Below are 18,536 nucleotides of genomic sequence, written 5' to 3' on the forward strand. Positions count from 1 at the left end.
TCAAAGCTCCTTCCGGCGAAGGGACCACACGGCGCCAAAGCCTGCGAACAGCAGCCATCCCAGAGATACGCAAAACGCCGCACTGGGTTCGAGCAGGCCCTCAAAGGGAACAGAAGCGAGCCCTGCCAAAGCGCCGGACGGAAGCCAACGGGCCACATCCGGGGCGGTCGCGAGCAGCGGCAGTTCGACGGCGAGTGGAATCACCAACGTGAGGATCGTCGTCGCGTAGTAGTGCTGAAAGATCCACCCAAGCGAGCATCCCCAGACAGCAGCGAGAGCCGAGGCCACCAGCACCCCCGGCAACAGTCCCAGCGATTCCGGGGCCACGAGCTGCGAGGCAACATCCGGTGGCAGCGAGAAGACTACGGTTCCGCCCCACACCACGATGCCTGTGACGACGGAGCCGAGTCCCACCATCACCGCGGCAACGTATTTACTCACCAGCACATTCGTCATTCCGGCTGCCACCACGGAGCGGCGGAGCGTCCCGTAATAGGCTTCGCGGGTGACCAGATAGCTTCCTGCGAACGTGGCTACCGGCGCAATACTTGCGGCCAGTGACCAGAAGATCCTGATGTTGTCAGAAACCGACAGACCACCCGAGCTGTCCGGCCATCCAAGGAAGTTGGCCACGAACCACGGCACCAGCGCACTGAACGCCACGATACCCAGACTGGAATATCCGCTGACGTACCTGAGGAGCTCCGATCGGATCCCGTTTGTCACTGCCGCTACAGCGCCACCGGTCATTAGGCACCTGCCAGGATCTTGAAGTACGCAGCTTCAAGGCTGCCCCCGCCAAGAGCTTTGGCTTCCCCGAGGGTTCCGCTGAAAAGGACCTTCTGTTTGAGGATGACAACCTGGTCCGCCACTTGCTCCAATTCCATCAGTTGGTGGCTCGAAACCAGCGCACTGCCACCAGCGGCGGCGAATTCGCGCAAGAAGCGTCGCAGCCATTGAATGCCCCCGGGGTCCAGTCCGTTGGCGGGCTCGTCGAGGACAAGTAACTGGGGATTACCAACCAACGCGGAGGCAATCCCCAGGCGTTGCTTCATGCCCAACGAGTAGTCCCGGACCTTTTTGTTGGCTTCGACCGCCAGATCCACCTGCTCCAGTGCCCGCTCCACGTTGTCGCTGTCTGCTCCGGCGGCGAGCTGGCAGATCTGCAGGTGCCGACGCCCCGTCAGCCCAGGCTCAACGTCCATCCCGTCCAAGTTCACACCCACCCTGCCGGCGGGCCTGCGCAGGGATCGGTAGTCCACACCGAACACAGTTGCGCGGCCGGACGTCGCCTCCACCAGACCTGTGAGGCCGGCGAGCGCGGTACTTTTCCCTGCTCCGTTAGGGCCGATCAGTCCCACCACCTTCCCCGCGGGAACATCGAATGTCAGCCCCTCGACGGCGAAACGTCCGCCCCTCTTCTTGCTGAACTGCTCAAAACTGGCGTGAATTGTCATGGCTGCCCTTTCGTGGAGTCTGCAGTTAGTCCTGCTTGCCATGGCCACAGGGGCGAACTGGTGATGGACTCCCAGAGCCATTCCCCCAAGCTCGTCTCGTGGTGGCTGGCTACTTCGGCCCGCCCGGAGGACGAAAGGTTCGTTCCTGATTCCAAGCGGCCGGAGAAGGCAATCACCGGCAGGGTGTCGCCTGCGAGGGCTACGGGGACCAAGGTGTCCAGCGGTGCCATGGAGTTCGACGGCGGTTGGTCACCGATGGTTGCCCGTCCCAGGTTTTCGTGAAGGATCATTCCCTGCGATTGCAGCGTGACTGCGTCTCCCGGGGATAGTGCCTGGGACGGGCCTTGGACCGGCATTACGATCTTCAGCTGACCACCTTGGTAGGTGTACCCAGCAATGGTCACCGCCCTGACAGGGATGATCGCCAGGAGCACGCCGATGGTCGCCAGCCCCAGCGTCACCACCACGAGCCGACGCCAACTCGGACTCCCCTTGACGGCCGCAGCCTGGAAGAACCGGATTACACCCCTGAGTGCCAAGACAAGCAGCAGGCACAGGACCGCGAGGACCACCAAGTGGCCCACAAAGCCCAGCTGAAGGAAAATCGGCACCAAGCGTTGGTAACCGATCAGCATGAAGGCTATTCCGGCAACAAAACTGGCGAGCCCAAACCATGGAAGCAGGCCGCCGGGGCCCAGTGCGCGTCGGGATCCGAGGACCCGGAAGCTGACGACATCGGCCAAGGCATCCAAGGACTTTTTCCGGAGGTGTGGAATGTCCACCGCAGACATCAGGGCCACATAGCCGTCCAGCTTGATGAAGGGGAACAAGTTGAGCACGGCCACGGCGTAGCAAATGACGCCATAAAGGACAGCGGCATCCTTCACCGATGACTCAGGAAGCAGCGCTTGGCCGGCCAGAACCATGCTTCCCAGAGCAACGTGGACCAAAGGCCCTGCCAAGGCAACCAGGACGCGTTGCTTTCTGGAGCTCAGCCGCCACCCATCCGTCACATCGCAGAAGAACGCAGGCGAAAGATAGAACAGCATGATCCCAAGGCGACGCGGTGTCCCGCCAAAGTACGTGAGTGCCATGCCGTGGCCCAGTTCGTGCAGAAGCGTGGACACGAACATCGCCGCCAAGACGTACAAATAGGCCTCCACCGGCAGTGGTGTAGCCAGGACCCGCCACATGCTGGGCCCCGCAATGAAAGCGCCCACCAATCCGCCGAGAAGAAGAAGCAGGGCCACCCCAGCCATGCCGGGCCGCGCCATGGCCGCCACCATGGATCGGAAGAACTGCAGCAAGGGCGCGGGATTGAACAGGGTGAACTGCACTGTCAGTGGCGGCCTGAACTGGACCCGTCGTACCGCAACGGGCACCGCACCGCCGTCGAATATTCCTGTGTGCGCCAACTGGCCGACGATCCCCGCGACATCCTGGGCTGTCCACGGAGATCCGAGAAGATGCGCCACTTGGGCCGCGTCCTTCTTCCCGTCCACAGCTTTGAGGACGTTCGCGACGTCGGCGGAGACTCTGGCTTTCGGCACACCGTTAATGGCCACGATCCAGGGCCCGGCAGCCGCAAGCGGGGCATCGATGGACCCCGACGGGGAAAGCTGCACGGGCCACTCGACCGCCCGGTCTGCGCGCACTTTGAACCTGCTCATATCAGCGGGTGCGGGGTTGAGATATGGCCGGGCAGAAACAGTCGTTTGGTTTCGTCCATGGTGAGGGGGACTGTGCCGGGGCAGATCGCTTTTCCGGCCACCCAACCCATGTCCTGGATCGCTGCGGGCAGCCTGTGGGTGAGGCTCACCCAGTGCGTTTGGATGTCCCTTCCCGCGAGGTATCGCACCAAGGTTTCAACGTCCGGCGTGGGTTGGATGTCGGGGAGACCCACCGGCTGGAAGGACTGCGCCCACCGAAGCAACCCGTCAATGGGGGCCGGCGTCGTCCAGAAGTCGGCCCGGGAATCGTCATCCGTCACCGCCTCGGGAGACCGCGGACGGGAACGGGTTTGGAACAGCTCCCGGATTTGGAGGCCTTCCTGAAGTGCTCCACGCAACGCGGACACAGGGTGGGCGGCCGCTTTGAGCCCTACCGCACCAAAGTGCGCCTCGTCGGCAATCACGCACATCGCCGTTAACAGAGGGCTGCCCTGCTGAGGGGTGAAAGCCAACAACGGTTCGACGCCGGCAGACCTCGCCGCGTCAAGGAGCAACAGGAAGCTCCGGGTCTCCCGGGTGGACCGCACAGCGTCGGGCAGGGACGCCACATCAAAGCTGAACAAGGGTGTCCGCTGGTGCCATGCGGCCAGGAACGCATCCCGTTCCAGCACTTCCCCGATGCCCGCAATCTGCGCAAAGACCTCCGATGGACCCGATGCTGCACCATTGGGAGACGGATCGAAGAAGCGATCCCACGGATTCGCCTCCATGTGTCCGGGGCAGTAATCCACTACCGGCGCCGGAACATGCGAGGCCTTTCCGGTAAGCAGGTTGGTGGCCCGGTACCAAGGAAATTCGTAGGCGAGCGCTGATGGTCTCCCAAGCGCCGCCGAGATGAAGTCGATCCGCGGGTCCGCACCCCCTGTCCGGACAAGAAGGTGCTCGGAATCCGCGGGCGCGGGAGCCAGCGCAAACCGTTCCACAGCTTCTCCCGCACCCCGGGTGATTGAGTCGCGTTTCCTCACATCAAAAGCGCCGACGGCGGAGGCGAACCCTGCTTGCGATGCCCGCCCATGTGCCAACACACCGGCGGTTCGCCACAGCCCAACCTCGTTGGGCACGTACACCCCCGATTCGGACACCAGGCCCAGCGACGGATCGAGGGTCCGTACAGGATCGATGCTCATACGCCGCACACCCACAACTCAATGTCGTCAAGGCCAGGGGTGCGTGTGGCGATGCGGACCGGCCTGCGTTCCAGGATGGTCAAGCCCTCAGCAGTGATTTCCTCTTCGATGAGGCTGTTGCTGACGAACGCGATGTCGCTGGCGTACGCCGAAGACCGGTACGTGCCGCCCTCACCGAAACTGACGTGGATCATGGTGACGTGGCGGGCACCGTTGGCTGGGTCGCGGCTTTCCGTGGTGATGAGGAATGAGTCCTTGCCCAACGGCGAAACTGTTGTGCCGCCGTCGTTGTCTTCTGACGCATGGTGGCTGTCCGCGTTCAGGACCGTGAGAAGGAAACGACCCTCCGGCGCCAGACAGGCGCGGACCCTGCGGAACAACGCACGCCTGCCAACCGGGTCAAGGAGGGTGATGGAACTGGCACCGAGAACCACGCAGCCGTATCCGTCGCCGAGCTCAAAGCCGGACATGTCAGCCTCCACCATGTCCACCGCCACACTGCGCGGGTTGAAGGCCTGCATTTCCACCTTGGTCTTGAGCAGGGCCAGCATTTCCCGGGAAGAGTCGACCGCGGTCAGCGGACGTCCCAAAGTGAGGAGGGGACGGGTAATCCGTCCAGAACCGGCAGCCAACTCAAGGATGGGCCCCGCGGTTTTGCGCGCCGCGTTAAGGATCTCGGGCAGTTCCGTCAGGTCGTTGGCGGTGACAAGGTCATAGAGGCGGGAACCTGAAACGCTGTACAGATCCTCCGGCGGATCCACATGGCCCAGGATCCGCAGAACGGCGTCGGCGGTCTTATCTTTTGCGGTGTTCATCAGCTCGTGTTCTCCGGGAGGTTGAGAGTGGTCCGGGGATGCACGCGGGTGGGACGGAACGTGGCACCACCCGCGTGCACCGGCTATGTGGCGGCGATTCCGACGACGATGCCGGCGATGATGATGACGTCACCAACCCGGATGTACCACGGCGTATCGTCCGGGGTGTCGAGGTTCTCCAGCTCTTCGATGGACAGCTGGAGCGTCGAGTTTGCGATCATTGGTTCCTCCTTCCTTGTTGTTGTGAATGCTGCAGACGGGCACTAAGTGATGCTGACGGCGATGATGCCGATGGCGACTCCCTGGGAGACCCCGATGAACCAGTTCTGGAAGTCGGGGGTGTCCAGCGACTCGATCTCCTGGATGGAGATGTTGAGCTGTTTTTGCATTCGCGTTCACCTCCCTTCGCTGCTGCTGTGGTGGCGGACAGGCGGGAGATCAGGTGATGGCGACGGCAATTCCTACCAATGCCAGTCCCGCTGAAATGCCCTTGATTCGTTCGTCCCAGTCATCCGGAACGTCCATGGGCTCCAGCTCCTGGATGTGGAGGTCCAGGCTCTTGAGCGTGTTGGTGCTGTTCATGTGTTCACCCCCTCTCCCCTGCCTCTCGTAGATTGCCCGTGGGGCCTGGCAAGATGTGGGGTCCTCCCGCAGCGGCGCTGAGGACGTGCTGGATCTGTGCGGCGTCGATGCCTCGAAGCATCGGAAGCCCGCCGCCCCAGTTGCGGATGCAGGCGTCTGTGGTGCGGACCAGGATTTCCTCGGTGATGGATGGGAGCCCCGTGACGCCCCACTGCCACATCAACTCGTCAATACCCCGCCCAGGATCGGGATCCAGTGAAGGTACCGTTGCCGTCACCATGTTCCAGAGGTGCTTGAGCCGTGTGGAATCGCCCCACCCTGCGGCGCCCTCACCGATTTCCCTCCAGATGGGGCCAATCACCGAGGCCGTCGCCGTCATTTTCCGCGCGCCCGTGACGTAGGAGAGCTCGTTCGCCACGTACCAGTGCTTGGCGCCGTAAGGGTTGCGCCCCATCAGTGCCCAGCCGGTGTGCGTTTCCATGCTCAGGCGGGCGGCGGCCAGCCTCAGCTCCGGAGCATCCTTGGAGGACAGTTGCTGCCCCAGCTGCACTATCCGTTGGATGAGTGCATGGCCGTCGTCGTCGAAGATGCTGTGGTGGCTGCCAATCATGGTCCCGGCCACGCGCAGGAACGCTTCAAGCAGCCCCTCGTAAACCAGCCGTTTGGGCAGGGTGGCGAGGTGTCCGGCGTCGAGCAGTGCAGCGTCACCTGTCAGGTGCCGCGAGACAATCAAACGGCGTCCGACGGCGGTGTCCAGGCACGCTACGGCGCTGACTTCGGCGCCGGTCCCCACGGTGGACGGCATCAGAATGGTCTTGGGACGTTCCTTGGGGTTGGTCACCGGCGGGAGGACCAGGAGGCCTGAGCGTTTGGCATGGCGTTCGGCGAAGATGGCCAGGCTCGGATCCGCAGTGAACAGCGCGGCGAGCTTGACCGCGTCCAGGACTGAGCCTCCGCCGAGCCCCGCAACGGTCTGAAGTCCGTTTTCGCGGATGAAGCTACCCACCGTCCGGACGGTTTCCACGGTCACTGTCGTCGCGTGCAGGTCCAGGACCGGTGCACCGTTGAGTTGGCCGGCCAACAGCTTGTCCCGGTGTCCTCCCAGGTGGCTGTCCACCACCAATCCCGTCCGTCCGCGGGTCAGGCCGCCGATGTACTTGGAGGCCGTGCCGTCGTCGAGAATGACACAGCGGGTCCGCCACATGTGGTCCGCGATCATGCGAAGACCCCATCTTTTTCGGCAGCGGCCAGGCCAGTGCGGATGGCCTGGCGCAGTTCCTCGAAGTTCTCCTCCGTATAGATGAGTGCGGGCAGGAGTTGGATTCGTCCCGGCCCGGCTTGCACGATTGCCCCGGCGTCGTGGATTCGCCGTACTACGGCAAGGACGCCGTTTGGCGACAGGGGTGTTCCGTTGCGGGACAGCATTTTGATGGCCCTCATGCAGCCGCGGCCCGTGGAATTGCCTATGCCTCGCGTGTTTTGCAGGTCCTCGATGAGGTTGCTGAGGCCAGAGGCCACCTGCTTGGTCAGGGTGTTGTGGTCCAGTCTTTTCATCTCGGCGATGGTGCTGATGATCGCCGCGCACGTTGCCGGTGTGCCTGCCTGTGTTTCCCCGTGAACGAAGACGGATTCGTTCTTATCGAAAGCTTCTGTCACCCGCTGTGCGATCAGGAGGGCGGCGCAGGCGCTGGTGCCGTTGGTCAGTCCCTTGGACGTAACGATGACGTCTGGTTGCTGAGGCCACGCGTCGGAGGCGAACCAGCCATCTACTCTCCCGAAGCCGGTGGCTACCTCGTCGGCCACCACGAGAAAGCCGTGCTGGTCCCGGTATTTGATGACCGCTTCGATGAAAGCGTCAGGGACCGCTTCCGCGCCTGATCCAAGGACGGGCTCCATGATGACCGCTGCAATCCTGGAGCCTTCCCTGCGCATGAGCTGCGCCAGTTCCACACCGTCGTCGTCAAAGCTGATGTGCCGGATACTCCGCCGGTCCACTCCGTACACGGCTTGTCCCAGTTCATCGCCGCTCAGGGCCTGGCTTCCATACGTCAGCCCGTGATAACTGCCCTTCAGCCCGACGACAAGTTTCCGTTCAGGCTGCCCGTCCAGGACGAAGTACTGGCGTGCCAGCTTCATCACGGCATCGTTGGCAGCGCCTCCGGAGGTAGAGAAGAGGACGCGGTGGAAGCTGTGGGACGGCAGGTTCACCAAGGCTTTGGAAGCTTCAATGGCCGCGCGGTGAGCCGTGCGAAAGAGCGGAAGGTAGGACGCCTTGTGGAGTTCCTTGGCTACGGCCCCGGCGATGTTCCCGTTTCCGTAGCCCAGGTTGGTGTTCCAGAGCCCGCTCTTGGCGCAGAGGCGTTGCCGTCCGTCGTCGAAGGTGACATGGACTCCGTTGGCACTGACCGCTGTATGGCTTTCCCCTGCGAAGTCGTGCTGGGGGACGAGTGGTACCCAGAGTGGAAGTTGAGTCCTGGGAGTGGGAAGGATCGGCACAACGGTCATCAGCGTGCACCAACAATGTCGATACCGAGTTGCCCAAACCGGTCCAGGACAGCATGGGCGGCTTCCTCGGCGAGCGCAGCTGAAACTTTGATGGCCGGCGCCGCTGCGATGGCAGCCACCCTGACGTCGCGAAGGTTGGAAACGGCTTCGATAATGGCTGCGGCGTCCGGACCGATCTTGAAGAGACGCCCGGTCTGGGCGTCCAGAAGGGTATGGTCATTCCCCCGCTTCAGGATGAAGGGAGCATGCGCTGACGGCAGACCGTCCCTCAGCGCTGCGCCGTAGAGGCTGGCTCCGAATCCCACCAGCCTGGTGGCGGCACGGTCCTCGCGGGCTACGAACTTCCAGGCGTCCAACGCGGCCAGGTAGCGGGCAATCCACGGTTTGGCGGCCAGCGACTCGTAGATGTCCCAGGGGTAGTAGGCCGCGGCAACGGCGGACTCCGGCCTGAGGGCGATGGACCTGATCCGCAGGTCAGCGAGAGCGTCCCCAACCGTGCCGATCTTGGTTCCGTAGGGTCCGCTGAGAACGGATCCACCCCACGTGATGTGGAGCCTGGCCAGAAGGAGATTGTCCTTTGGCGCCCCGCTCAGCAGTCCCCGCTCAGCCAGCACCGCATTGACCTCGGTAAGTTGCTGGACGAAGTGGCCTGTTCTGCAGGCTTCCTCGGCGTCGTCGAAGAAGGCCTGCCAGTCCTCTTTGGTGGTGATCCTGACTACCGTCACACCCACAAGGTTCACGAACGGGATGGCCACATAGTCCTGGATTTCCAGGCTCAGCGTGCCGTCCACCAGGAGTTCTTCTCCTGCGACATCGAAGGATCCCGTGACGGGCACAATGCCCGGGTCCGTGTTGTCCCCGTTGAGGACCAGGATGGTGGAGTCCTCGCCGGCCAGCGTCTTCGCGTAGCCGGTGTGGTCAGGATTCTCGACAAAAATGACGTGGCCCGGGATACGCCCCGGAATGCCGGTGATCCACTGATCCACAGCGGCGGCAATGCTCTGTTGCTGACTCAGCTTCAATGACCCAACCCCCAATAGTTGTGCACTCTTCTCCGGAGCAGTCCCGGCATCATTTCCGGGTGCTCGTTATGAGAAGGACACTATGGGCGGGCCGAAGGGCCACAGGGCGGAAAGCGGAAACTAGGTGGTGAATCGGCCGAAATTAGGGGTTATTTGGGGGCGTCTAGGTGGTGGTTGGGGGTGGCCTAGGTGGTGGAAGAAACAGGGCCGGATCCCAAGAGATGGGGCTCAGTGCCCGGGCATCTCCAGGCAGCCGCCGTCCATAATGCTGCCGCCGGTAGAAATGTCGACCTTGCCGTCGAAAGCCACGTATCCGAAGAGGCATCCGCCTTGCGGCGACGCTGCCCCAAACCGCACACCATTTCCGTTGTCATCCGTCTGCACCGCGTCCGTAAGTCCAACAGAGCCGAACGCTTCCACTACGGCAGTTGCGGTGGTGGGCTCGCTGAGTGATTCAAGTGCCTTTCGAGCGGGTTCAAGATAGGAATTGAGATGTTCCCGCATGTCCGGCGTCAGGACTCTTCGCTGGCGGTACAGCTCGTTCGCCGCCATGGCCGCTTCAGGATCCACCACCACACAGTCCTCCGTCACCACCGGGATTCCCTCCACAGAGCGACACACTTGCGGGGGCGTGCTTGGGGTCGGAGCATCAGTCGGCGCCGTGCTCACCCCTCCCGGAATCGCACAGCTGGTGGTCCCCAGGATGGCTGCCGGGATCAAACAAGACAGAAGTGTTTTGGATAATTTTTTCCCCATCCAAGGACCCTACGGGACTGCCACTGTTCGGACCAGTTAATTCATCCATCGATTTTAGGTTGTCACCAACCAGTCGCGCAGTACCATGCCTTATGGAATCTTTCACCTGGGCAAAAGCCTCCACTGATCACCCCGAGAAAACCAAGGTCGCCGTTCTGCTTCCCGGTTCCGGATATCCAGTGGAGGGCCCGGTCCTCTTCTGGATTGGTGAAATGCTGGGAGCCCTGGGCTGGCATGTTCAGGCTGCCCGGTGGACTCCTGATGATTCGCCCAGTGCTGCCCCTCACGAATTCGCGGCCGCTGCTGCCACGCAGGCTTTTGCTGCCGCCCCCGACGCCGATCAGCGATTGATTGTCGCCAAATCATTTAGCACTTTGTGTATCCCGTGGGCCGAGGAAGCTCGCATCCCCGGCATCTGGCTGACACCACTGCTCACCGATGAGCGGGTCAGAAGCACCATCGGTGCATCGTCAAAGGACGACCTGTTCATCGGAGGTTCGCAGGACAAACTGTGGGACGGCGGTCGTAAATCAGAGAGTGCAGGAACGTTCTTTGAGGTGCCCGGAGCCGACCACTCTTTGCAGATCCCTGGAGATTGGCGCGCCTCCCAACAAGCCCAAGCTGAAGTGTTCACACGGGTTGAGGAGTTTGCCCTCGGGCTGGCCTAAACGCCAATATTCAGCGGGAATAAAAGAGGTTGGGCTGGGCGCTGACGAGCGCCCAGCCCAACCCAGTTTCAAGCTGAACGCCTCTACAGAACCGTGGTCCGAGTCAGCGACAGGTCCTTCGTCTCGCGGAAGAACAAGACCACCACCACGCCGGATACCAGTGCCATGCCCATCAGGTAGAAGGCCGGAGCCAGCGGGGTTCCGAAGCCGGCCACCAGGCCGGTGGCCACGAAGGGCGCAGTTCCACCGAACAGCACGTAGGCCAGGGTGTAGCCAATAGCTGAGCCGGAGGCCCGGACCGAGGAAGGGAACATCTCCACCAGCGCCGGAACGTTGGAGGTTCCGATCACGGCTACCAACGCACCCAGGACGCTCGTTCCAAGGATCGCGAAGCCGAGACCCAGCGGCATGATGGAGAACGCGGGGATGGTCATCACCACGAAGCCAACGCACGCCACCAGCAGCATCTTCTTACGACCAAAGCGGTCGCTCCCACGCGCAGCCAGAGGACAAACTGCCGTGTACACCAGCATGGTGATCACGCTGGTGATCATCGATTCGGCAGAGGAGTAGCCAAGGCTTGAGGTCATGTACGCGATCATGTAGCTGCTCATCAGGTAGTAAGCGATGGCGTTGGTGATGCTGTATCCGAAGAGCGTGAAGATCTGGCGGGAGCACATTCGGATGGCATCACCCAGGGGCCGCTTTGCCACTTCGCCAGTCTTTTCCAAACCGCGGAACACGGGAGTGTCGTCCACCTTGGAGCGGATATACAGGCCAATCAAACCAAGAGGTGCCGCGAGCAGGAACGGAATCCGCCAGCCCCAGGACTGAAGGTCTTCCGTGCTCAAGGTGGCAGTAATGGCGGCACCCAGCAACGCGCCGGCAACCGAGGCCAGCCCAACGGTGGCCGGGATGATGCTGGCGTACGTTGCCCGCTTTCCTTCCGGGGCGTACTCAACAATGAAGGCCGAGGAACCCGTGTATTCGCCGCCCGTTGTGAAGCCCTGCACCGCACGGAACAGGAACAGCAGGATCGGAGCCCACACGCCGATCACCGCGAACGTCGGCAGGATACCGATGCAGAACGTCGCCGCACTCATGATCAGCACACACAGGCCGAGCATCTTGTTACGGCCAATCCGGTCGCCGTAGCGTCCAAAGAAAGCCGCCCCCAGCGGCCTGGCGATGAAGCCGCCGGCGAAGATCGCCCACACGGCCAGAAGTGACGCCGTCGTGGAGTAATCAGGGAAGAAGAGCTTCGCGATGGTGACGGACATGACCGCATAGGCCGCGGAGTCGAACCATTCGACGAAATTTCCGACGGCGGCCGCTGCGGCGACGCGCTTCAGGCTGCGCCGGGGGGAGGACTCGGTGTCAGCGACTTTCTGGGTCATCGTATTCATGATTGTTGTCCTTCGGGGCGGGGAGAGGCTACAACGTGTGGGAGTTCGCGGAGCTGGGCGCGCTGGACTTTGCCGGTGGCAGACTTCGGCAGCGCGGTGACGTATTCAATGAATCGTGGGTAGGCGAAGCGGGAGAAGTTCTCCTTCACATGCGCCACGACGGTTTCGCTCAGTTCCGCTCCCCCAGCGTGACCGGGCATTAGTTCGATCCATGCCTTGATGGACTGGCCGCGTAGCTCGTCAGGCACACCTGTCACAGACACGTCCCTGACGGGATCGAGCTCGCGAATGACTGCCTCCAGCTCATAGGGTCCAACGCGGTATCCGGACGTTTTGATGACGTCGTCGGTCCTCCCCAGGAACCAGAAATAGCCGTCATCGTCCGTGTAGGCCTGGTCCTTGGTGTGGTACCAACCGCCCCCGAATGCAGTGGCGGACGCCTCCGGCATGTTCCAGTATCCCAAGGGAAATTGCGGGTTGGAGCGCGCACGGAGGCAGATCTCGCCGGTCTCGCCGACCGGGACTTCCTGCTCGTTTTCGTCCAGCAACCGGACGTCCCATCCAGGAAGTGGACGGCCCATGGACCCCGGCTTCACTGGCACATCGGGGTAGTTGCCCAGCAGCGGGTAGGACTCGGTGGAACCGTAATAGTCCAGCAGCGTCACCCCGTACTGCGACTCGAACCAGGTGATCAGGTCCGGCGTCAGCGGCTCGTTGGACGAGCAAACCGTCCGCAGGGACAGCGGGAAACGAGTACCGGCGTCGGGCACCTCTTCGCGCATCTTGCGCAGGAACGTCGGATTGACGAGGGCGCTGGTGACGCGGTGGCGGCTCATGCTGTCCAGGAGGGCTGCGGGGTTGAAGCCGCCGCTGGGCCGGAAGACCAAATGCGTGGCACCGAGTCGCAGCGGGCCCATGAGCTTGGCGAGCGACCACGCCCAGTCCCCCGCGCCGTAAAACACGTCGCCGTCACCGATCTGGTGGCAGTACTGGAACTCGTTGTGGCCCAGCAGGGTTCGGTGCGCGTGGACGATTCCTTTGGCCCGGCCGGTGGTGCCCGAAGTGTAGAAGATGAGTGCGGGGTCGTCGGCTGCGGTTTCGACGTCCTGGAACTCTGTGGGTCCCTCTTTGATGGCCGGGCTGTCGATGTCGATGAACGTGCCCTCGTAGTCCTCGAACAGGTGCTTCGCTGACTCCTCGGCGATGATCACCGACGCGCCGCTGTCTTCCAGCCGGAAGCGGATGGGCTCCGCGGCCCAGAGCAGGGACATGGTGACCAGGATGGCACCGGTCCGCAGCACACCGAGGTACGCGGCCGGGGTGTCGGAGCGCTGGGGCAACAAGACGGCGACGCGGTCACCTTTCTTGATGCCGGCCTTTTGCAGCGTGGCCGCGATCTGGCGGGAACGGTCCTGGATTTCGCCCCACCTCACCTCTCGTTGACCTTCGACGGCGGACTCCAGGATGAGTGCCCGCTTGTCCCTTGGGTGGTGGTCGGCGACGTCGACGGCCATGTTGTAGAGCTCCGGAATCTCCCAGCGGTGGCTGTTCCGTAGTTCGATGTAGCGGTCTTGGGTGGCTGTTTTCACTTTGGTGTCCCGTCCCTTCAGCGGCGGCCGGCGAGGAAGCGGGCCATCTCGCGCTGCGGTTCGCCGGTGCCGTATGCCTCGCGGTGAACACGCTTGGCTTCTGCCATCGCGTCGCTGAGGTCGTCGTCTTCCAGGCTGCGCAGGCGGTTCTTGGTCAAGCGGACCGCGCCCGGAGGAAGCAGGCTCAAGCGGGCGGCGAGGTCCTTCGCGTAAGCCAGCACGCCGCCGTCGTCCGCCAAGTAGTTGAGGAGGCCGAGCCGCTGAGCCTCGGCAGCATCCACCAGCTCGCCGGTGAGGACGAATTGGGAGGTCTTGGACTTGCCGAGGATGCTCCACATGGCCCAGATGCCGGTGATGCTGGGGATGCCGGAGAGGACTTCGGGCTGGCCCATGCGGACTTTGGAGTCGCCGACGCGCAGGTCCGCGAGGAGCGAGTACTGGAAACCGGAGCCGGCGGCGACGCCGTTGACCGCGGCGATGGTGATCTGGTCGAGGTTGCGCACGGCGCGGTAGAGGCGGTCGAAGCCGTCGATCCAGGCCTCGGCGGACTCGTGGTCCTCGGGGTTCATGGATGCGGTCTCGGCGAGGTCCTGCCCGGCGCAGAACGCACGGCCGCTGCCGGTGAGGATGACTGTGCGGACCTCGTCGTTGCCTTTGAGGCTTTCCAGGTAGTCGATGAGTTCGTTGCGCATGGCCTCGGTCCAGGCGTTGAGCTTGTCCGGGCGGTTGAGGGTGATGATGGCGGTGGGGCCGGTCTGTTCGAAGAGGACATCCTGGGACATTAGGGAGTTTCCTTTGGTTCGTTGGGGCTTCTTGAATCCCATCTGACCATCGGCGAATGTGACCCGTCTAACATCAATATCTACTCGCCTTGATATCAAACTGATATGGTGCGGCGATGGACCTCCACCATCTCAAGTACTTTGTGGTGCTCTCCGAAGAGCTTCATTTCGGCCGTGCTGCGCAGCGTTTGCACATGGCCCAGCCGCCGCTGTCGCAACGGATCAAGGACCTGGAGAAGGAGCTCGGAGTGCTGCTGTTCCACCGCCGACGCACCGGTGTGGAGCTCTCCGAAGCAGGAGCCTTGCTGTTGGAGCACGCGCGTGGGGTGCTGGATCACGTGGCTATGGCGCAGGAGTCCATGCGTCGGATCCGGCCTGGCGCTTCGGGAATCCTGCAGGTGGCCGTGCCGCCTGATACGAACCCGGTTGCCCTGTCCACGATGGTTTCTACGTTTGCACCGTCTGCGCCTGATGTTCTGTTGAACCTGCACGAGCTCACCACCGTTGAGCAGGTTGAGCGACTGCGCGACGGCGAACTGGACGTTGCCGTGGTGCGTCACCCTTTGAGCAGCGTGGGTTTCGAGTCGGGTGCTTTGTATTCGCGGGCTCTAGGTGTGGTGCTCAATGCTTCGCACCCGCTGGCCGCGCTTGAGTCTGTGCGGCTTGGCGATCTTGCCGGGAGCCCGTTGATCATCTTCCCGCGGCACATGGCGCCAACGTTGTACGACTCGTTCCTTCAAACGTGCCGGGACGCTGGGTACCTGCCTGCGGCGATTGTTCATGCCCGGAACCAACACTTCACGCACGGGTTGATCATGGCCGGCCGCGGGGTGCACTTCAACGAGGAGCCGTGGACGCCGTTGCCTTCGGGGATTGTGTGGCGGCCGCTGGTCGGTGATCCGTTGGCTTGGCGGACATCGGCGCTGTGGTTGAAGAGCCGACGGTCAGCCGAGACGGACGCTTTTGTGGCCGCTGTGGGCGCGGGGCTGGAGGCGGGTGGGCATGGTTGATTGAGAGCGTTTGCAGAACCCCTTGAAGGTCTTGACGCCTGAAGCGTAACCTGCACGCAAGAAGCGGAGATTGCAAGATCGGCCTAGGAGCGCGGCATGAATGTGCTGAGCCAGATACTCGCCGGATCCACCAGCCTGGCGCTGATAAGCGTTGGCATCCTGGAGATCTTCTTCCATGGCGATCAACGGTTCCACCGGATCTTCCTGATTAGGCCGGAAGACGTGCGCGCAGTGCGAATGTGGGCGATGAATGTTGGCGCCTACAACATCACCTTCGGCTTGGGCATCGCAGTGGGCCTGTGGCTGGTGAACTTCTCAGGCAATCCCGCCAGCGGGTCGGCCATAGTTATCTTCTGCTGCTCGTGCCACGTCTTCCTTGGTTTCTGGCTGTGGGTCACAGAGAAGCGCCTTCTGGTCAGCGCCATCGGCCAGGCACTCTTTCCCGCGCTGGTGATTGTTTTCTACGTTCTTCTTCACTAGTGGGGCAGCAGTGAATGACCGACAGGACTTCGATTGAGTTGCTCGACTACGCCGCGGCGATCTGGTCGGCAACACCGTATCCGGCTGCCACCGCCGCTCCGGCTGGACGTGATGACTGGAGGCCCATGGTGCCGACCATCCCGCGGCAGAACAGGTCCGTCGGCAATATGAGGAACAGCGGGCTACGCTTGGCGGGTGCAAATTCGAGCCGTCCTGTTCGATCTAGACAACACTCTGTTCGATCATCCGTCATCCGCCCGTGCCGGTGTGGATGCTTTTCTTCAACATCTTGGAACGGAGGGTTCCAACGAACTTACACGTTGCTGGTTTCAAATCGAGGAAGTCATTTACAACCGGTTCCTCGCGAACGAACTCACATTCCAGGAACAGCGCCGTGAGCGACTCCGCCAGTTCCTCCCGTTAGCCGGGCTTTCAGTTCCCCAAACGAGCGCCCGAATCGATGAGCTATTCAACAAATACCTCGAGAACTACGAGGACGCCTGGATGGCCTTTCCAGACGCGGCGCCGGCATTGAAGAACCTCCGGGCCATCGGCATGCCGGTGGGCATCATCACCAACGGGAACCACGACCAGCAAACGTCCAAGGTCAACAGAATCGGGCTCGAACCCCTCCTCGACCGGGTATTCAGCTCCGAACATATAAACCACGCCAAACCGGCACAAGAGGCGTTCTTACAGCCCTGCAGAAGCATGAATGTGTCGCCGGCGGCGACCCTTTATATCGGAGACAACTACCGAGTCGATGTCGAAGGAGCCCGGAACGCGGGGCTACAAGCCTTACATCTCAACCGCGAAGGCTCGATGCGGGAGGGAACCATCCAAAGCCTTGCGGAATTGCCTCTTCGCCTCGTCGAAGGATCCCTTTAGGTTCGTCGGTTGTATGCGAAAAACCCCACGGAGCACTATTTTGGACTCTCCTTTGCCGACCGAATGTCTCCCCTCGGAACGCGCCCGTTAACCGATCCCTACCGGGTACTCGGCCGAGCATGCGAAATGCTCAAGCGTCGCTCGCTTCGACGAGTAACGGGACATCCCGGGCTGCGCTGGGACGAGGATTCTAGGAGTCGAGTCCAGGCACCGACGCCTTCAAAAGTGTGATCACTTCAGGATCGATTTGGGGCTCCCGGACGAGGCTCACAATCGGTTCGTACCACCGCAATACACAATCGGAATTAAGCCTCCCGAATGCAATCAGGTCTTCGTCCGAAAGGTGATCCCCGTCGATGAGCCGGCGAAGGGAAGCAAGTGACTCTGACGCAAGAATGATCAATTCTGCGTCAACCGGAGCGATCGGCTCGCCGCTAGTCCACGATCGGAGAGGCTCGCCGGGCCTGTAGTTGGAAGATTCCCGGGGCACTTCTGGTGTGCTACTCATTGTGTGCAGCCTACCGGCAGTCGTGCAGGGCAGAACTGAGCTGGAGGCCTATAAGCTATCCGCAGCCATGGACCAAGCGGAGCACCGCCCGCAAGCCGGTCCCCACCGCTCGCTATGAGAGATCCAGCTGCACGCCCTCACAAGCCCGCTGTTCCAGCTACTGGCAATTCCCGTCAGACCCGCCCGCAAGACTGCGGTGTAGGCGCCCTATACCGCTTCATGGTTTTCGCTCCTCTTCCCCGGAATCACGACCTTTTGATTCGCTGTCCACTTCGTACGGGACGACGACGACTTGAACGTCGTCTTCATAAATGACGATGCCGGGATCGGTTGAGTAGAACACGCGGCAGGGGACGTCATGCCGGCGCAGAAGATCGATGTAGAAATCCGTTTTCTCCAACAAGTGAGTGGCCGACACTTTGAACCAAGCCTGTGCGCCCGGGGCTGCGTAGATCGACGCCTCAGGCGTTACGTAAGCCGCGTCGTAAAATTCGTTGGTACTCCGCCAACCGCCCCAATCTTCGGTGCTGAGGCTGCCCTCCTTCGCCAATCGGTTCGCCAGGGCGAAGATCCCAAGGTGTCGCCCTTTCGCATCAGGTGTACTCGATTGGTAGCGCACAAAGCGTTGTTCCATAACGCCTAGCCAACCAGCTGGGTTATCGGGTCACAGGGATTGACGACGCGGCGTCCGTATCAGCCCTTCGTGCTGCCGGACGGGTCGGGTCTCGACTAGCCGCCAGCCAGCCGCCCCTCCGAACGTCGTCGCAGTGACATTAAAGCGAGCGCGTACAACAGGCCGCGGGCCACGCCGAACAACCAAGGGAAAGGCAGGTCGAAGCCTATCCAGAACACTGCTTCCACAGGCAGGAGGGCTAGCCCAAGAGCCAGCCCGGACCTGCGCCCCCTCCATGCCAGCCAAGCCGCCCACGACGCAACCAGCACTGCACCAAGGAACACCATAAGCAGCGCCACGAAGGTCCAGCTTTGCAGGCCGTCCCATGGACCCGCGTACATCGGGAACAGGTCCATGAACATCGGCAGGTACCCGTTCTGTAGGAGGTAGATGCCGACTGGAATAGCCGGGACCCCGAATGCTGCAGCGTAAATCCACGTCAGCACGGCCGCTACACGCGCTTTCCGCATAGGCTTCCTCGTTTCGGCCCGCCCCAAGCATTTCCGGCTGCCAGAGGAGCCGGTTACAACCAGTGTGG

22 protein-coding genes are annotated in these 18,536 nt (G+C 62.2%); 4 read left to right on the forward strand and 18 right to left on the reverse strand.

Features of this window, described 5'->3' with window-relative positions; translation table 11 throughout:
• The 12 genes from ABQM86_RS17975 to ABQM86_RS18030 form a co-directional block, all read right to left on the reverse strand.
• The gene (locus tag ABQM86_RS17975; protein ID WP_369745176.1) at positions 1-750 is read right to left on the reverse strand and encodes a hypothetical protein; all 750 of its coding nucleotides are present in this window, start codon (positions 748-750) and stop codon (positions 1-3) included.
• Positions 750-1,457: an ABC transporter ATP-binding protein gene (locus ABQM86_RS17980; RefSeq protein ID WP_369745177.1), complete on the reverse strand. Its 708-nt coding sequence runs from the start codon at positions 1,455-1,457 to the stop codon at positions 750-752. Before ABQM86_RS17980 ends, ABQM86_RS17975 begins: the two co-directional genes overlap by 1 nt.
• The gene (gene mpaP, locus ABQM86_RS17985) at positions 1,454-3,127 is read right to left on the reverse strand and encodes a daptide biosynthesis intramembrane metalloprotease (protein WP_369745178.1); all 1,674 of its coding nucleotides are present in this window, start codon (positions 3,125-3,127) and stop codon (positions 1,454-1,456) included. Before mpaP ends, ABQM86_RS17980 begins: the two co-directional genes overlap by 4 nt.
• A complete protein-coding gene (locus tag ABQM86_RS17990; RefSeq protein ID WP_369745179.1) occupies positions 3,124-4,314 on the reverse strand; it encodes a YcaO-like family protein in 1,191 nt (396 codons plus the stop codon). Before ABQM86_RS17990 ends, mpaP begins: the two co-directional genes overlap by 4 nt.
• The gene (gene mpaM, locus ABQM86_RS17995) at positions 4,311-5,129 is read right to left on the reverse strand and encodes a daptide-type RiPP biosynthesis methyltransferase (RefSeq protein WP_369745180.1); all 819 of its coding nucleotides are present in this window, start codon (positions 5,127-5,129) and stop codon (positions 4,311-4,313) included. Before mpaM ends, ABQM86_RS17990 begins: the two co-directional genes overlap by 4 nt.
• Positions 5,130-5,212: 83 nt before the next feature.
• Entirely contained in the window at positions 5,213-5,350 is a 138-nt protein-coding gene (locus tag ABQM86_RS18000; RefSeq protein ID WP_157731903.1) for a daptide-type RiPP, read from the reverse strand.
• 42 nt (positions 5,351-5,392) lie between these two features.
• Positions 5,393-5,518 carry a daptide-type RiPP gene (locus ABQM86_RS18005; protein ID WP_256378406.1) on the reverse strand — a complete coding sequence of 42 codons (126 nt, stop codon included), beginning with the start codon at positions 5,516-5,518 and terminating at the stop codon, positions 5,393-5,395.
• Positions 5,519-5,567: 49 nt separating this feature from the next.
• Positions 5,568-5,711 (reverse strand): daptide-type RiPP, encoded by a 144-nt coding sequence (locus ABQM86_RS18010; RefSeq protein WP_280623723.1) that lies wholly within the window; start codon positions 5,709-5,711, stop codon positions 5,568-5,570.
• A 4-nt stretch (positions 5,712-5,715) separates the two neighbouring features.
• Complete coding sequence (gene mpaC / locus ABQM86_RS18015; protein ID WP_369745181.1) at positions 5,716-6,930, reverse strand: daptide-type RiPP biosynthesis dehydogenase; 1,215 nt, start codon at positions 6,928-6,930, stop codon at positions 5,716-5,718.
• Positions 6,927-8,216, reverse strand: coding sequence for a daptide-type RiPP biosynthesis aminotransferase (mpaD, locus tag ABQM86_RS18020; RefSeq protein WP_369745182.1), 1,290 nt, complete (start codon positions 8,214-8,216; stop codon positions 6,927-6,929). The genes mpaC and mpaD overlap by 4 nt, the downstream gene beginning before the upstream one ends.
• A complete protein-coding gene (mpaB, locus tag ABQM86_RS18025) occupies positions 8,216-9,238 on the reverse strand; it encodes a daptide biosynthesis RiPP recognition protein (protein WP_369745183.1) in 1,023 nt (340 codons plus the stop codon). The genes mpaD and mpaB overlap by 1 nt, the downstream gene beginning before the upstream one ends.
• A gap of 228 nt (positions 9,239-9,466) precedes the next feature.
• On the reverse strand, positions 9,467-9,847 hold the full coding sequence (locus tag ABQM86_RS18030; RefSeq protein ID WP_207594915.1) for a hypothetical protein: 381 nt from the start codon (positions 9,845-9,847) through the stop codon (positions 9,467-9,469).
• A 239-nt stretch (positions 9,848-10,086) separates the two neighbouring features.
• Between ABQM86_RS18030 and ABQM86_RS18035 the strand changes: the two genes are divergently transcribed.
• The gene (locus ABQM86_RS18035; protein ID WP_242703404.1) at positions 10,087-10,662 is read left to right on the forward strand and encodes a hypothetical protein; all 576 of its coding nucleotides are present in this window, start codon (positions 10,087-10,089) and stop codon (positions 10,660-10,662) included.
• A gap of 83 nt (positions 10,663-10,745) precedes the next feature.
• On the opposite strand, the gene ABQM86_RS18040 is transcribed toward ABQM86_RS18035, so the two are convergent.
• Genes ABQM86_RS18040 through ABQM86_RS18050 form a run of 3 tightly spaced genes read right to left on the reverse strand, consistent with a single transcriptional unit; the run spans position 10,746 to position 14,439 of the window.
• A complete protein-coding gene (locus ABQM86_RS18040; RefSeq protein ID WP_369745184.1) occupies positions 10,746-12,068 on the reverse strand; it encodes an MFS transporter in 1,323 nt (440 codons plus the stop codon).
• Positions 12,065-13,657, reverse strand: a complete 1,593-nt coding sequence (locus tag ABQM86_RS18045; RefSeq protein WP_369745185.1) for an acyl-CoA synthetase — start codon at positions 13,655-13,657, stop codon at positions 12,065-12,067. The genes ABQM86_RS18040 and ABQM86_RS18045 overlap by 4 nt, the downstream gene beginning before the upstream one ends.
• 17 nt (positions 13,658-13,674) lie before the next feature.
• Complete coding sequence (locus ABQM86_RS18050) at positions 13,675-14,439, reverse strand: enoyl-CoA hydratase/isomerase family protein (protein ID WP_280623738.1); 765 nt, start codon at positions 14,437-14,439, stop codon at positions 13,675-13,677.
• 116 nt (positions 14,440-14,555) lie between these two features.
• Between ABQM86_RS18050 and ABQM86_RS18055 the strand changes: the two genes are divergently transcribed.
• The 3 genes from ABQM86_RS18055 to ABQM86_RS18065 all read left to right on the forward strand — a co-directional run bounded on the left by ABQM86_RS18055 (position 14,556) and on the right by ABQM86_RS18065 (position 16,817).
• A complete protein-coding gene (locus ABQM86_RS18055; RefSeq protein WP_369745186.1) occupies positions 14,556-15,449 on the forward strand; it encodes a LysR substrate-binding domain-containing protein in 894 nt (297 codons plus the stop codon).
• 96 nt (positions 15,450-15,545) lie between these two features.
• Positions 15,546-15,929 carry a DUF1304 family protein gene (locus ABQM86_RS18060; protein ID WP_369745187.1) on the forward strand — a complete coding sequence of 128 codons (384 nt, stop codon included), beginning with the start codon at positions 15,546-15,548 and terminating at the stop codon, positions 15,927-15,929.
• Between the two features lie 195 nt (positions 15,930-16,124).
• Positions 16,125-16,817 carry an HAD family hydrolase gene (locus ABQM86_RS18065; protein ID WP_207594926.1) on the forward strand — a complete coding sequence of 231 codons (693 nt, stop codon included), beginning with the start codon at positions 16,125-16,127 and terminating at the stop codon, positions 16,815-16,817.
• 190 nt (positions 16,818-17,007) lie between these two features.
• Here the strand turns inward: ABQM86_RS18065 and ABQM86_RS18070 are convergent, their stop codons facing one another.
• From ABQM86_RS18070 to ABQM86_RS18080, 3 genes are all read right to left on the reverse strand, one after another.
• Positions 17,008-17,325: a hypothetical protein gene (locus ABQM86_RS18070; protein ID WP_369745188.1), complete on the reverse strand. Its 318-nt coding sequence runs from the start codon at positions 17,323-17,325 to the stop codon at positions 17,008-17,010.
• 217 nt (positions 17,326-17,542) lie between these two features.
• A complete protein-coding gene (locus tag ABQM86_RS18075; protein WP_369745189.1) occupies positions 17,543-17,959 on the reverse strand; it encodes a hypothetical protein in 417 nt (138 codons plus the stop codon).
• A gap of 95 nt (positions 17,960-18,054) precedes the next feature.
• Positions 18,055-18,468: a hypothetical protein gene (locus tag ABQM86_RS18080; RefSeq protein WP_369745190.1), complete on the reverse strand. Its 414-nt coding sequence runs from the start codon at positions 18,466-18,468 to the stop codon at positions 18,055-18,057.
• Positions 18,469-18,536 lie beyond the last annotated feature (68 nt).

This window comes from Paenarthrobacter sp. AMU7, from assembly GCF_041200195.1.
In the GTDB taxonomy this organism is placed as follows: Bacteria; Actinomycetota; Actinomycetes; order Actinomycetales; family Micrococcaceae; genus Arthrobacter.

Excerpts from the sequence above, each read along its gene's own strand:
- ABQM86_RS18005 (WP_256378406.1), bottom strand. The coding sequence starts at position 5,518 with ATGCAAAAACAGCTCAACATCTCCATCCAGGAGATCGAGTCGCTGGAC.
- mpaC (WP_369745181.1), bottom strand. The coding sequence starts at position 6,930 with ATGATCGCGGACCACATGTGGCGGACCCGCTGTGTCATTCTCGACGAC.
- ABQM86_RS17980 (WP_369745177.1), bottom strand. The coding sequence starts at position 1,457 with ATGACAATTCACGCCAGTTTTGAGCAGTTCAGCAAGAAGAGGGGCGGA.
- mpaD (WP_369745182.1), bottom strand. The coding sequence starts at position 8,216 with ATGACCGTTGTGCCGATCCTTCCCACTCCCAGGACTCAACTTCCACTC.
- ABQM86_RS18040 (WP_369745184.1), bottom strand. The coding sequence starts at position 12,068 with ATGAATACGATGACCCAGAAAGTCGCTGACACCGAGTCCTCCCCCCGG.
- ABQM86_RS18055 (WP_369745186.1), top strand. The coding sequence starts at position 14,556 with ATGGACCTCCACCATCTCAAGTACTTTGTGGTGCTCTCCGAAGAGCTT.
- ABQM86_RS18050 (WP_280623738.1), bottom strand. The coding sequence starts at position 14,439 with ATGTCCCAGGATGTCCTCTTCGAACAGACCGGCCCCACCGCCATCATC.
- ABQM86_RS18075 (WP_369745189.1), bottom strand. The coding sequence starts at position 17,959 with ATGGAACAACGCTTTGTGCGCTACCAATCGAGTACACCTGATGCGAAA.
- ABQM86_RS18035 (WP_242703404.1), top strand. The coding sequence starts at position 10,087 with ATGGAATCTTTCACCTGGGCAAAAGCCTCCACTGATCACCCCGAGAAA.
- ABQM86_RS18010 (WP_280623723.1), bottom strand. The coding sequence starts at position 5,711 with ATGAACAGCACCAACACGCTCAAGAGCCTGGACCTCCACATCCAGGAG.
- mpaM (WP_369745180.1), bottom strand. The coding sequence starts at position 5,129 with ATGAACACCGCAAAAGATAAGACCGCCGACGCCGTTCTGCGGATCCTG.
- ABQM86_RS18000 (WP_157731903.1), bottom strand. The coding sequence starts at position 5,350 with ATGATCGCAAACTCGACGCTCCAGCTGTCCATCGAAGAGCTGGAGAAC.
- ABQM86_RS18070 (WP_369745188.1), bottom strand. The coding sequence starts at position 17,325 with ATGAGTAGCACACCAGAAGTGCCCCGGGAATCTTCCAACTACAGGCCC.
- mpaP (WP_369745178.1), bottom strand. The coding sequence starts at position 3,127 with ATGAGCAGGTTCAAAGTGCGCGCAGACCGGGCGGTCGAGTGGCCCGTG.
- ABQM86_RS17990 (WP_369745179.1), bottom strand. The coding sequence starts at position 4,314 with ATGAGCATCGATCCTGTACGGACCCTCGATCCGTCGCTGGGCCTGGTG.
- ABQM86_RS18060 (WP_369745187.1), top strand. The coding sequence starts at position 15,546 with ATGAATGTGCTGAGCCAGATACTCGCCGGATCCACCAGCCTGGCGCTG.
- ABQM86_RS18080 (WP_369745190.1), bottom strand. The coding sequence starts at position 18,468 with ATGCGGAAAGCGCGTGTAGCGGCCGTGCTGACGTGGATTTACGCTGCA.
- ABQM86_RS17975 (WP_369745176.1), bottom strand. The coding sequence starts at position 750 with ATGACCGGTGGCGCTGTAGCGGCAGTGACAAACGGGATCCGATCGGAG.